Here is a 12,105-nt window from a genome sequence, read left to right as displayed (position 1 = left end):
GGTGCGCGCACCGAAGGGCGGGCGGCGCGCCTCCCCCCACTGCCGTGCGCACGCGCCGCCCACCAGGTGCCGACCCACACTCGGCGAGAGCCGCCGTCGCCAGGCCCTCGCCGTCCCCTCGCGGCGAATCGTCGCCCACAAGCGTGTTCGGCCGGTCACGGGACGTCAACGCCGGTACGGGGATTTGTTACGTACGCCCTGTTCGCGGCGCCCGCGCACGGATGCACCTCCGGCGCACCGCCGCGCCGGGTGCTACACCGCCTCGAAGGCGAAGCCCTCGTATGCGGACAGCCCGCTCCCGTACTCCACCGCTGCGCTCTGTCCGGGCCGCGCGCAGCGGTCCAGTTCGCACCAGATGCTCTTGCCGGCACCCTCCGGGCTCCAGCCCCAGCGATCGGCCAGGCAGTCCACGAGGGCCAGGCCCCGGCCGCCGGTCGCGTCACTGCCGGCGCACCGCGGCACGGGGGCGCGGGAGCTGCCGTCGGCCACCTCCACGCGCACGGTGCCCGCCGCGGGCGCCGCCGGCGGCACGGCGGCCTCGGCCGGCGGCACGGCCGTCGCGCCCGGCAGGGAGAGCCGGAGCACGGCCGCGTGGCCGGTGTGCACCACGGCGTTGGTCACCAGTTCGGAGACGAGCAGGATCAGGGTCTCGGCGAGCGGCTCGTCGGCCGCTATGCCGAGTCCGGCGAGCCGCGAGCGGGCCCACCTCCTCGCCCGTCCCACCTCCGTGGGGTCGGGCCGGATCTCCAGCTGCACTTGAAGCACCTGCACCGCTCACACCATCCGAACCGGCGGACTCGCGACCCCACGCCACCGTGCCGCCGCGAAGCTCCGGGCCGCGGCGGCGATCACGAGGGCCACGATCGTAGCCATTTTCTGCATGGCCAGAACAACGGCCAGAGCAAGGGTCACGGAACGTGACTCCCTTGGACGACAGCATGGTTGACGTACAGTCACCCCAACAAGCGCTTCGGGCATATTCCAGCGCGAAGGAGTACGCGTGCGGCATACTGTGCGACGCTCGTGCGGGGGAGTCGAACGGGCGTCGGCCGAAGCCGTCATCGCCCCGCGAACAGCGCCGCGCACCGCGCGATCCGGCACCGCCCCAGGGGCACCGCCGGACCGGCTCGCGCTCGCCGCCACTCGCATCCCACACAAGGTACCGGAGGGGACGGCCGACTCCGGGATGTGACGAGCCCCGCGAAGGACACAACCCGGTATCGACGCTCCGTGAAACCGGCGTGCCACGATCCGCGACATCTTGGCCAACGGTTTTGGGCGGCGCGGCGCGGTGCGGGCGATCGCGGCACCGGCTTCGCGCCGGTGACGGCACCTCGCGAACTGCGCGCACGTCCGGGCGTCATGGCACGGCCGGCTCCCCCGCACGCACAGGGCGGTGCCCCGTGCTGTCCGGCGCCGGGCGCGGGAAACGGCGGGACCGCTATTCCGCGACCGTGAAGTAGCGCGAGAACGCCGGGATGATGTCCGGCTCGGTGATGGCGCCGTCGCCGTCGGCGTCGAGGGCCGCGGCCACGGTGCCGGCGAGGCCGGCGGGGACGTGCAGGCAGCGCAGGACGCGGGCGGTGTCGGCGACCGTGACGCGGCCGTCGGCGTCCGTGTCCGCCACGGCGAGGGCCGCGTGCAGGAACGGGCGGGCGATCTCGGCGAAGCGCTCGGGGCTGTCGCGCAGCCGCTTGACCGCGCCGGTGACGAACTCCTCGCGGGTGATGCGCTGGTCGCCGTCCCGGTCCGCGATCCCGGCCATGCCCTGCCAGAACGCCTCCGCTCCCGCGTACAGCGCCTGCCCCTTGTCGGAGCGCGCGGTGACGGAGAACTCGGCGAGGAGCGCCTTGGCCGCCGCGTTGAAGTCCTCGCGGTCGATCCAGCCGTTGCCGTCCTGGTCGAACGTGGCGAACCGGGCGGCGATCCTGCGCTCGTACTCGGTGCTGACCATGTCTGTCGGGCCGCCTTACGTGTGCGTCTCGGGCGTGGGGCGGGTGGACGGGCCACCTCGCAGGGAGCGTATGACGCGCATGGCCCCGGGATGGCCGTGACCCGGCGGTTGTGCCAAGACCGGGAGAATTCCGCGACAACAGTGTGGCCATGTCGCAACGGCACCGACGGCGTCGCGGCAGGCCGGGAAAGGCCCAGCGGGAACGCGGACGCCGCGATCAGCGGCGTGGGAACGCGGACGCCGCGATCAGCGGCGCGGGGGTCAGGCCGACAGCGGACCCGCCTCGTCGGTCGTCGCGGACTCGAGGTCGGGGCGGACGTCGAAGAGGCGGCGGACGCCGAGCGCTCCGAGGACCCGGTTGACGTGCGAGCCGTCCTCGGCGCCCCGGTCGGGCAGGATGAGCCGGAGCCGGCCCTGGCAGGAGCGGATCAGCCGGCGGGCCGCGACGAGGACGCCGACGCCGCTGGAGTCGCAGAAGAACACGTCGGAGAGGTCCACGACGAGGCTGTGGTGGCCGTCGGCCACGACGTCGTGCACATGTTGCCGCAGTACCGGCGAGGTCATCAGGTCCAGTTCCCCGGTCACCCGGAGCACGGCCCACTCGCCGCGTTCGACGCCGGTCACCTTGAATGCCACGTCCCTGCCCCTCCGCTCGCCGGAACTTCCGGAACCGCCCGGAAACGGAAGCAGTTCCTACGCTTGCTTCCGCGCGGCTGCCCAGCGGCCGTTCCCTGAAACGTCTGACGGCAAACCAGACGTGATCGACAAGTGGCTTGTTTCGGTCACTATCGATCCCGTTCGATCATAGATACACAGGGGCCGTGTGAAGCTTATGTGAAGAGGGCACTATCACCTGCGGCGCTTCGAGGGGCGCGCATTGACACAAAGGGGCGTGCGCTGTCAGGCGTGCCGACTACATTCGACAGGACAGCGCGGACAGGCTGGACGGGTCGGACACGGGTGAGGGGAGGGGACCGCATGGCCGAGAAGGACGTACCGCCCCGCTGGGACCGCAAGATGCAGCAGCGGCTGGCCCGAGGCGAGGCGGCCGCCCTGGGCGAGCTGTACGACCGCTTCGCCTCGCTGGTGCACGGCCTCGCCCACCGCGTCCTCGCCGACGACAAGGCCGCCGACGCCCTCACCCGCGAGGTCTTCGCCCACCTCTGGGAGCACCCCGAGACCTACGACCCCAGGAAGGGCCCCCTGCGCAGCTGGGTCGCCGCGGTGACCCGGCGGCTCGCCGTGGAGCGGCTGCGCGCCAGCGAGACCGCCGCGCTGCCGGAGGGCGGCGGCTCCCTGGCGGAACTGGAACGCAAGGTGCGCCGCGCCTCGGTCGCCGCCCGCGCCGACTACATCGTCCACTCCATGCCCGCCCCGCTGCGCGCCGCCCTCGACCTGGCCTACTTCCAGCGCCGCGACTACCGCCAGACCGCCACCGACCTCGGTGTCACCGAGGACGAGGCCCGCCGCCGGCTCCGCCTCGGCCTGCAACTCCTGTCCACCGCCCACGACGCAGGCACCCCGCCGGAACACGGGGGCGCGCTGTGAGCGGAGCGGGACGGTTCGAGGCAAGGGACGAGCACGATGAGCACGCCGGACAGGGGCAAGGGCAGGAGCACGGCGAGGAGAAGCGGCGCGAGGGGTACGGCGGAGCCGGCGGGCGGAGTGACACCGGTCACCGCGACGCGGGTGGCGACGGCGGCTCGGGCCACGAGCCGCACGGCGCCGGCGGCTCTGAGCCGGACCGGCCGGCGCGCATACCGACGCCCCGCGCCTCCGTCGAGGACGACGGGCGTCCGCTGCCCGGTCCCGCCGGCGTCGACGACCTCGTGCCCGTGCCGCTCGACCTGCCGCACGACGTCCTGAAATCGCTCCTCGGCGCCTGGGCGCTGGCCGCCTGCTCGGCGGCGGAGACGGCGGCCGTCGAGGAGCATCTGGGCTCCTGCGGAAGCTGCGCCGACGAGGCCCGCCGGCTGCGCGAGGCGGTCGGCCTGCTGCACCAGCCCGAGAGCCTCGACCTGGACCCGGCGCTGCGCAGCCGCGTCCTGGAGAGCTGCCTGGAGCGCCGTCCGCCGCGCATCCCGGTCCCGGGGTGGGCGGTGCCGTACGACGCCGAGACCGCGCGCCTGGACGCGCTGCTGCAGGACTTCGGGCGCGCCGAGTGGCACGCGCCGGTGCGGCTGCGGTGGTTCGAGTCCGACACGGCGCGCAGCCGTCGTACGACCGTGGCCGGGGTGATCGCGCACCTGCTGTCGGTGGACGGGCTGATCGCGGTCGGGCTGGGCCTTCCGGACCCGCTGGCCGAGGTCGGCGAGGTGGCCGAGGGGCGCGCGGTGGGCCCGCAGGAGCGCACCGAGGCGTTCTGGCGGACCTCCCGCTTCCCGCCGAGCCGCTCGGTGCGCGGGCCCTGGCGGGAGCAGAGCCACAGCCTGGTGCGGACGGTGTCGTTCACCGGCGGCCACTCCGGCGGGCTCACGGTGTCGTACGGCGACTTCGAACTGCCGCTGCACGACGCGATGCTGGACCGGGCCTTCGCGTGCTGGGTGCACGCCGAGGACATCGCGGAGGCGGTGGACTACCCCTACGGGCCGCCCGCGCCGCGCCACCTGCACACGATGATCGACCTCGCGGCCCGGATGCTGCCCGCGGCGCTGGCGGAACGCCGGCAGGCGGGGCTGGCCTCGCCCGGCCGCGGGCGCCACCTCAACGTCGCCGGCGAGCCCGGCCGCAGCCTGAGGCTGGAGATCGAGGGCCACGCCGGCGGGGAGTGGCTGATCCCGCTGGACTCACCGGCGGCGGTGGGCTCCGCGGAGCACGAGGTGGCCCATGTGGCGCTGGACGGCGTGGAGTTCTGCCGGCTGGCCGCCGGCCGGATCTCCCCGGAGGACGCGGCGGCCGGCCAGCTGGGCGACCGGGAGGCGATCAGAGACGTCCTGTTCGCCACGGCCGGACTGAGCCGGATGTAGACCACCCCGGAGACACACCGCGCCCGAGGCGCGCCGTGGGCGCGGGAGGGGGCCGAGCTGCTAGGCGAAGACCACGGTCCGGCGGCCGTTGAGGAGGATCCGGCGCTCCGCGTGCCACTTCACCGCCCGCGCCAGCGCCTGGCACTCCACGTCCCGGCCCACGGCGACCAGCTGGTCCGGCGTCACGCCGTGGCCGACGCGCTCGACCTCCTGCTCGATGATCGGCCCCTCGTCCAGGTCGGCGGTCACGTAGTGCGCCGTCGCCCCGATGAGCTTGACCCCCCTGGCGTGCGCCTGGTGGTACGGCTTCGCGCCCTTGAAGCTCGGCAGGAAGGAGTGGTGGATGTTGATGATCCGGCCGCTGAGCTGCTTGCACAGGTCGTCCGAGAGGACCTGCATGTAGCGGGCGAGGACGACCAGTTCGACGTCCTCCTCGCGGACGATCTCCAGCAGCTTCGCCTCGGCGTCCGCCTTCGTGTCCTTCGTCACCGGAATGTGGTGGAAGGGAACGTTGTAGGAGCCCACCAGCTCCTCGAAGTCGGTGTGGTTCGAGACCACGCCCACGATCTCCACCGGCAGCGCCCCGATCCGCGCCCGGAACAGCAGGTCGTTCAGGCAGTGCCCGAACTTGCTGACCATCAGCAGGATCCGCATCTTCTCGTCGGCCCGGTTGATCTGCCAGTCCATGTGGAAGGAGTCGCCGACCGCCGCGAAGCTCGCCCGCAGTTTGTCCACCGTCACCGGCGCCTCGGCCGAGAAGTGGACGCGCATGAAGAACAGGCCCGTGTCGTGGTCGCCGAACTGCTGGCTGTCCTCGATGTTGCAGCCGGTCATGAAGAGGTAGCTCGACACGGCGTGCACGATGCCCTTTTTGTCCGGGCAGGACAGGGTGAGGACGTACTGGTCGGCCGGGGCGGCGGCAGGCGCGGACTGCTCGTTCATGCCCTACAGGTTCTCACGTCGGACGCCCGCCAGGGACGATCGTCCCGCAGGGCGGGACGGCGCGGCGGTACGGCGGCGCCTACGCGGTCCGGGTCAGGATCCGCAGGACTTCCAGGGTCTTCGGCGGCGCGTCCGGGTCCTCGCCGTCGCTCACGGTCATCCGGACATGCGCGTCCCGCGCCGCGCGGACCGCCTCCGGCCAGCCCGGGTGGTCGAGGTAGGCGGAGACCGGCGCGTCCGGGCCGACCTGGTGCATGATCCGCAGCACCCGCAGCACGGCGGTGTCCACCAGGGCCGCCTCCTGCGAGTCCCGGAAGATCGTGCCGACGTACTTCTCGGCGGACCAGTTGTCCAGCCAGGTGTCCTCCACCAGCCGGTAGACGGCGTCGGTGACGTCGCCGTACCCGTCCACGCCGGCCAGCCAGACGTCCCGCTGGAACACCGGGTCGGAGAGCATGTGCAGCGCCGAGCGCACGTTGCTGCGCCAGCGCCACCACGGCATGTCGCTTAGGGGCATGCCGCCCATGGTGGAGGAGCGACGGCCACGACGGGAAGAGTTCTCCGAACCTTGCACGGTCATCGATCGTACGTTCCCTGTCACACCAGCCTCACCGGCCCCTGTAATTCACCTCCCTGTCACCTTCGGTTGACTCTGGGTCACTCACGGGTTCGTCATGTGAGGGAATCGTGCGTGCACATGACCGGCAGGCGACGCGCGATCCGTACTTTCCTCCAGACCTCTCTCCGCCCCGGCAGAGCCACCGCCCTGACGGCGGGAGCACTGGCTCTGTGTGCGTCGCTCACCGCCGGATGCGGGGTCATCCCCGGTGCCACGGGGGGCTCCGGGGATGACCCGATCAAGGTCATGACCTGGGCCCCACAGGACACCGACGCCACCAACAAGCCCGGCATGCCCGCGATGGCCCTCGCCTACGCCAAGTGGATCAACGCGAACGGCGGCATCGACGGCCGCAGGCTGCAGGTCCTCACCTGCAACGACCACAACGACAGCGTGGGCGCCGCCAGGTGCGCCCGGTACGCGGCCGACGAGAACGTGGTCGCGGTCGTCGGCTCCTACAGCCAGTTCACCGACTCCTACTCCGCCCCGCTGGAAGGCGCCGGCATCCCCTACATCGGCGGCTACGGCGTCACCAACGACGAGTTCACCGGGCAGATGTCGTACCCGGTCAACGGCGGCCAGCCCGCCCTGCTCGCCGGTCTCGGCAAGGCCCTCGCGGCGGCCTGCGGCACCATCTCCCTGGTCCGGCCCGACAGCATCGCCGGCGACGAGCTGCCCGTGCTGCTCGACGCCGGGCTGCGGGCCGGCGGACACGCCAAGGCCGGCGACCAGCTCGCCCAGGAGGACGCCACCGAGTACGGCGACAAGGCCGACCAGGCGCTGCGCTTCGCCACCCGGGACCTGGCGAAGAAGGGCTGCGTGGTCCCCGCGCTCGGCGACCGCACCGACACCTTCATGGACTCCTTCCGCCGCGAGCGCGACAACTTCCCCCCGGTGCGGCTCGCGACCGTGCTCGGCAGCGTCGACCAGACCGTGATCAACGCCACCGGCGGGGCGTCGGGGCCGTACGAGGGGGCGTACATCACCGGCTGGTACCCGCCGGCGTCGGACTCGCGCTGGGCCCCGATGAAGAAGGTGATCGACCAGGAGGCGTTCGGCGACAACCGCATCGACCCCGCGGACGCCGGGGTGCAGACGACGTGGATCGCGTACACCGTGCTGAAGGCCGTCCTGGACAAGATCGGCGGCGGCGAGGTGACCGCCGACTCCGTGCGGCGCACCCTCGACGGCGGCCTGCGGGTCTCCACCGGCGGTCTCACCCCGCCCCTGCACTGGTCCTACTCCAGCAAGCTGGCCGCGGTCGGCTTCCCGCGCATGGTCAACGCCGACGTCACCCTTCAGGTGGTGCAGGACGGCCGGCTGGTCGCGGCCCGCAAGGGCATCGGCGGGTTCGACGGCAGCACCGACATGACCTCGGTCCTGGAGAACGCCGACGTGCAGTGACGCCCGCCGACGCGTCCCCTCACGGCGTCACAGCTGGGTCGGCTGGCGCTGGGTCAGGCCGTACTTCCGCGCGATCGCGTTCCACAGCGCCGCCGCCTTCACCTTCTGCGCGCTGGCGGTGCCGCTCGCCCGGTTGCCGGCCTGGGTCTCGCCCGTGACGCGGGCGTGGCCCTTGCGGCAGACCTTGCGGTTCTTGGCCTGGTCGGCCCAGGCGGCGTAGTGGCTGTCTGCGGCGGCGGAGGCCTGCCAGGCCCTGGTCAGCGCCGCGGTGAGGGCCGCGTTGTCCGGGAGCTTGTCCACGGACAGCTTGCCGAGCCGGGTCACCAGGTCGCCGCGCTGCCTGGCCGCGTCGCGCAGGCTGGAGGCGGCCGTGTCGAGGTCGGTGCAGTTCTTGACGTCGGCCACCGACTTGATCACCGTGGCGCGGCTGCTGCCGCTGTCGGCGAGCAGCTTGTCCAGTTCGACCGCCTGCTGCCGGGCCGGGTCGGCGGCGGGCCCGGAACTGTCGCCGGGCGCCGCCGAGGTGGCCGCGACCGTCTTGCCGTCGGTGCCCTGGTCCGTGCCGCCGCCGCTGAGCAGCGCGCCCGCGCCCACCCCGATGACGACGATGCCGACGCCGATCGCGGCGATCAGCGGCACCCGCGAGCGGGTCCGGGGCGGGTCGTCGTCGTGCGCGGAGGCGTACGACGGCTGCGGCGCGCCGTAGGAGGGCTGCTGCGCACCGTACGGCGGGCGGGCCGGGCCGCCGGGGTACGCGTCCGGCTGCTGGACGCGCGGCATCTGCTGGGTGGCCCCGGCCGGGCCGTCACCGCCCGCGGGGCCGCCCCGGAAGAGGTGGTCGAACCCGTCCGGCGACGGCCGGTCCGCGCCCTGCGCCTGGTGCTGCGCCTGCGCGGCGTACGGCGGGATGTACTGGGTGGCCTCGGCGTCGGACGGCGCGGGCGGCTGCTGGGTGGCGCGGCCGAGGTAGCGGGTCTCCTCGCCCTGCGACTCGGGCGGCAGCGCACCGGGGGCCACGGGCGGGAGGTACTGGGTCGCGCCCTCGTCGGCGGGGGCGCCCGGGACCGGTGGCAGGTACTGCGTGGCGCCCTCGTCGGGAGCCGCCTGCACCGGCGGTATGTACTGCGTCGCGCCCTCGTCCGCCGGGGGCAGCGGGGCGGGCGGCTGCGCGTACGACGGCTGCGGCTGATGCTGGTGCTGCTGCTGGTACGGCTCGGGCGCCGCGCCGTATCCGGGCTGCTGCCCGGTGCCGTAGCCGCCGCCCTGACCGTAGCCCGGCTGCCCGTACGACGGGGCCGGAGCGCCCTCGGGCGGCAGCGGGCCGGGGTTCGCGGCCGGCGGCTGCTGGTGCGGGGATTCCGGGGAGTGCCACTGCTGGGCCGCCGCCGGGGGGAGGCCCTGGTCCGGCCGGCGCGGCTGCTGCTCGGGCCCCCAGGATCCGCCCCAGGCCTGTCCGCCTGCCGGGGCGGCCGTGGCGGGGGCGGGCGCGCCGGTCATGCCGGGCAGCAGGGGCTCGCCTCCGTCGGAGGGCAGCACGATGCCTTCGCGCGCGGGCCGCGCCGAGGGCTCCTCGCCCTGTCCACTCTGCGTCACCGGGACTCCTACTAATGGGGGACCTTGTGAATCGGGCTCACGCTACCGGGTCCCCCGAGCCGGGTGCCATGCAGCTCAGGGCGCGATCTTCTTCCCTGTGACGGCGATTACAGAACCGCTCCCGCGGTGTGCTGGTATAGGCCGCTTTGCGCGCCCTTCACGCTCCGGACGCCGTTCGCCGCGCGTTCACGCGGCCACGGCCCCCCGTTCACGCACACCGCGGGGCCGGGTTCACGCGCACCGCGGGGCCGGGTTCATGCGCACCGCGGGGCCGGTGACGCTCACGCGGCCTGCTGGAGGTCGAGGCGCGCCCCGAACTCCCGTACCACCGCCTCCTCCCGGAACGGCTCGAGGCGCTGCTGGAGGTCCTCCAGGTACTCGGCGCCCCGGTTGGAGCGCAGCGTCTCCAGCAGCTCCACCGCCTTCAGGCCGGTGCCGCAGGCCTGTTCGATCTCCCGCTGCTGCACCTGGGCCGTGGCGAGCAGGCACAGACCGATGGCGCGCCGGCGGGCCCGGGACTCCGGGTGCCCGGCCAGCGACTGCTCGGCGTACCGGGCCGCCTGCTCGGGTTCGCCGAGGTCGCGGTGGCAGTGCGCCAACTCGTCGGCGAGGTACGCCTCGTCGAAGTGCCGGATCCACACCGGGTCGTCGCCCGAGGAGCCGTCCGCCCGCTCCATCGCCGTCATCGCGCGCCCGATGGAGGCCTGCGCCGCGCGCGCGTCGCCGAGCAGGGCGTGCCCGCGCGCCTCGGCCGCGTGGAACATCGCCTCCGCGCGCGGGGTCACATGCCCGCGCGCCCCCTCCTGCGCCGCCCGCGCCAACTGGGCGATCTCACGCGGGTTTCCGAGCTGCGCGGCGAGGTGGCTCATGGACGCGGCGAGCACATAGCCGCCGTAGCCGCGGTCCCCGGCGGCCTGCGCGAGGCGCAGCGACTGGATGTAGTACCGCTGGGCCAGGCCCGGTTGTCCGGTGTCGACGGCCATGTATCCCGCGAGCTCCGTCAACCGGGCGACGGCGGCGAACAGTTCGCGTCCGACCGTCTCCCGGTAGGAGCCGGCGAGCAGCCCGGAGACCACGCTGTTCAGGTAGTGCACCACCACCGGGCGCACATGCCCGCTGCCGAACTGGTGGTCCAGGTCGGTCAGCGCCTGCGTCATGGACCGTACGGCCGCCACGTCGGCCTGGCCCACGCGCGGGCCCGCCTGCCGGGCCACCTGGGCGTCCGGCGCCGAGATCAGCCAGTCACGGCTGGGCTCGACCAGCGCGGAGGCGGCGACGGAGGAACCGGACAGGAAGTCCCGGCGCCCCACGTCGCTGCGCCACAGCTCGCAGACCTGCTCGATGGCCCCCAGTACCGTCGGCGAGAACTGGAGACCCACGCCCGAGGCGAGGTTCTTGCCGTTGGCCATGCCGATCTCGTCGATCGTGACCGTACGGCCGAGCTTGCGTCCGAGCGCCTCCGCGATGATCGCCGGCGCCCGGCCCCGCGGCTGCTGCCCGCGCAGCCAGCGGGCCACGGACGTCTTGTCGTAGCGCAGGTCGAGACCGTGCTCGGCGCCGCACATGTTGACCCGCCGGGCCAGCCCGGCGTTCGAACACCCCGCTTCCTGGATGAGAGCCTGCAGCCGTTCGTTCGGCTGCCTCGCCACGAGAGGCCTTGCGGCCATGTGCTACCCCCTGCGTTGCGATCCCCTGGGCCGTGACCGTTTCGGAAAGATCACTGCCCAGTTGACATACCGTCAATGCGTGACATGTGCGGTTTGCCGGGGTAACTACGGTTGCCAACCCCACCCCTGGCTACCCCGCCCACGCCCCGGTTCCTCCCGCGCGCCCCCGCCCGTGCACCCATGCGCCCCGACTGCGGAATCGATGCTCCACCCCCGCGCGCGCTACGGCCGTAACTCCAGGTGGGCGCGGGAGTTGAGAGGAGCGTGGAAGAGACGATCGCGGGCGCCCCGAACACTCAGATGGCCGGTCAGATTCCGCAGCAGCGCGGGGAATCACTGCTGGAGACCGCCGTACGGTACGCAGAGGAGCGGCACTGGGACGTGGTCCCGGGCACCTGGCTGGAAGCGGTCGCCGGCATCCAGCGCTGCTCGTGCGGCGACGCCTCCTGCCCTGCGCCGGGTGCGCACCCCGCGCGCCCCGACTGGCCGGCCCAGGCGACCGGCAGCGCGACCGTGGCGCGCCGGATGTGGCAGAGGCAGCCGACGGCCTCGATCCTGCTGCCGGCGGGGCGGACCTTCGACGCGCTGTCCGTCCCGGAGAGCGCGGGGTTCCTCGCGCTGGCCCGCATGGAGCGGATGGAGCTGACGCTGGGCCCGGTGACGCTCTCCCCGGACCGGCGGATGCACTTCTTCGTGCTGCCCGGGGGCGCCGTGAAGGTGCCGGAGCTGGTGCGGGGGCTCGGCTGGTCGCCCGCGTCGCTGGACCTGGTCGCGCTGGGCGAGGGGGCCTACGTGGCCGCTCCCCCGACGCGGTTCGGGTCCCGGGGGGCCGTGCAGTGGGCTCGCCGGCCCACCCCGGCGAACCGCTGGCTGCCGGACGCCGAGGAGTTGATCTCGCCGCTCGCCTACGCCTGCGGGCGGGACCGGTGAGCACGCTCCCGCGCTCCTGAGGCCGGCAGC

The 12,105-nt window shown here is 73.5% G+C and carries 11 protein-coding genes; 4 read left to right on the top strand and 7 right to left on the bottom strand.

Annotated features, from left to right (window positions below; translation table 11 throughout):
* Nucleotides 1-252: 252 nt before the first annotated feature.
* The 3 genes from OG956_RS19715 to OG956_RS19705 form a co-directional block, all read right to left on the bottom strand.
* Complete coding sequence (locus tag OG956_RS19715) at nt 253-771, bottom strand: ATP-binding protein (protein WP_330339291.1); 519 nt, start codon at nt 769-771, stop codon at nt 253-255.
* Nucleotides 772-1,441: 670 nt separating this feature from the next.
* Nucleotides 1,442-1,954 carry an EF-hand domain-containing protein gene (locus tag OG956_RS19710; protein WP_330339290.1) on the bottom strand — a complete coding sequence of 171 codons (513 nt, stop codon included), beginning with the start codon at nt 1,952-1,954 and terminating at the stop codon, nt 1,442-1,444.
* 261 nt (nt 1,955-2,215) lie between these two features.
* Nucleotides 2,216-2,590: an STAS domain-containing protein gene (locus OG956_RS19705; RefSeq protein ID WP_330339289.1), complete on the bottom strand. Its 375-nt coding sequence runs from the start codon at nt 2,588-2,590 to the stop codon at nt 2,216-2,218.
* A gap of 342 nt (nt 2,591-2,932) precedes the next feature.
* Here OG956_RS19705 and OG956_RS19700 point away from each other — a divergent pair, with 342 nt between their 5' ends.
* The gene (locus OG956_RS19700) at nt 2,933-3,502 is read left to right on the top strand and encodes a sigma-70 family RNA polymerase sigma factor (protein ID WP_330339288.1); all 570 of its coding nucleotides are present in this window, start codon (nt 2,933-2,935) and stop codon (nt 3,500-3,502) included.
* Nucleotides 3,499-4,920 (top strand): zf-HC2 domain-containing protein, encoded by a 1,422-nt coding sequence (locus OG956_RS19695; protein WP_330339287.1) that lies wholly within the window; start codon nt 3,499-3,501, stop codon nt 4,918-4,920. Before OG956_RS19700 ends, OG956_RS19695 begins: the two co-directional genes overlap by 4 nt.
* A 60-nt stretch (nt 4,921-4,980) precedes the next feature.
* Here OG956_RS19695 and purU read toward each other — a convergent pair whose 3' ends face one another.
* Both purU and OG956_RS19685 read right to left on the bottom strand, forming a co-directional pair.
* The gene (purU, locus tag OG956_RS19690; RefSeq protein WP_330339286.1) at nt 4,981-5,862 is read right to left on the bottom strand and encodes a formyltetrahydrofolate deformylase; all 882 of its coding nucleotides are present in this window, start codon (nt 5,860-5,862) and stop codon (nt 4,981-4,983) included.
* Nucleotides 5,863-5,941: 79 nt separating this feature from the next.
* On the bottom strand, nt 5,942-6,442 hold the full coding sequence (locus OG956_RS19685) for an SCO4402 family protein (RefSeq protein ID WP_330339285.1): 501 nt from the start codon (nt 6,440-6,442) through the stop codon (nt 5,942-5,944).
* 117 nt (nt 6,443-6,559) lie between these two features.
* Here OG956_RS19685 and OG956_RS19680 point away from each other — a divergent pair, with 117 nt between their 5' ends.
* The gene (locus OG956_RS19680) at nt 6,560-7,885 is read left to right on the top strand and encodes an ABC transporter substrate-binding protein (RefSeq protein ID WP_330339284.1); all 1,326 of its coding nucleotides are present in this window, start codon (nt 6,560-6,562) and stop codon (nt 7,883-7,885) included.
* Nucleotides 7,886-7,912: 27 nt separating this feature from the next.
* On the opposite strand, the gene OG956_RS19675 is transcribed toward OG956_RS19680, so the two are convergent.
* Both OG956_RS19675 and OG956_RS19670 read right to left on the bottom strand, forming a co-directional pair.
* Nucleotides 7,913-9,478, bottom strand: coding sequence for a hypothetical protein (locus OG956_RS19675; protein WP_330339283.1), 1,566 nt, complete (start codon nt 9,476-9,478; stop codon nt 7,913-7,915).
* Nucleotides 9,479-9,759: 281 nt separating this feature from the next.
* Nucleotides 9,760-11,145 (bottom strand): transcriptional regulator, encoded by a 1,386-nt coding sequence (locus OG956_RS19670; protein WP_330339282.1) that lies wholly within the window; start codon nt 11,143-11,145, stop codon nt 9,760-9,762.
* Nucleotides 11,146-11,409: 264 nt separating this feature from the next.
* Between OG956_RS19670 and OG956_RS19665 the strand changes: the two genes are divergently transcribed.
* The gene (locus tag OG956_RS19665) at nt 11,410-12,075 is read left to right on the top strand and encodes a bifunctional DNA primase/polymerase (RefSeq protein WP_330339281.1); all 666 of its coding nucleotides are present in this window, start codon (nt 11,410-11,412) and stop codon (nt 12,073-12,075) included.
* Nucleotides 12,076-12,105 lie beyond the last annotated feature (30 nt).

It is taken from the genome of Streptomyces sp. NBC_00557 (assembly GCF_036345995.1).
In the GTDB taxonomy this organism is placed as follows: domain Bacteria; phylum Actinomycetota; class Actinomycetes; order Streptomycetales; family Streptomycetaceae; genus Streptomyces.
This window is presented reverse-complemented; position numbering and strand designations above follow the sequence as displayed.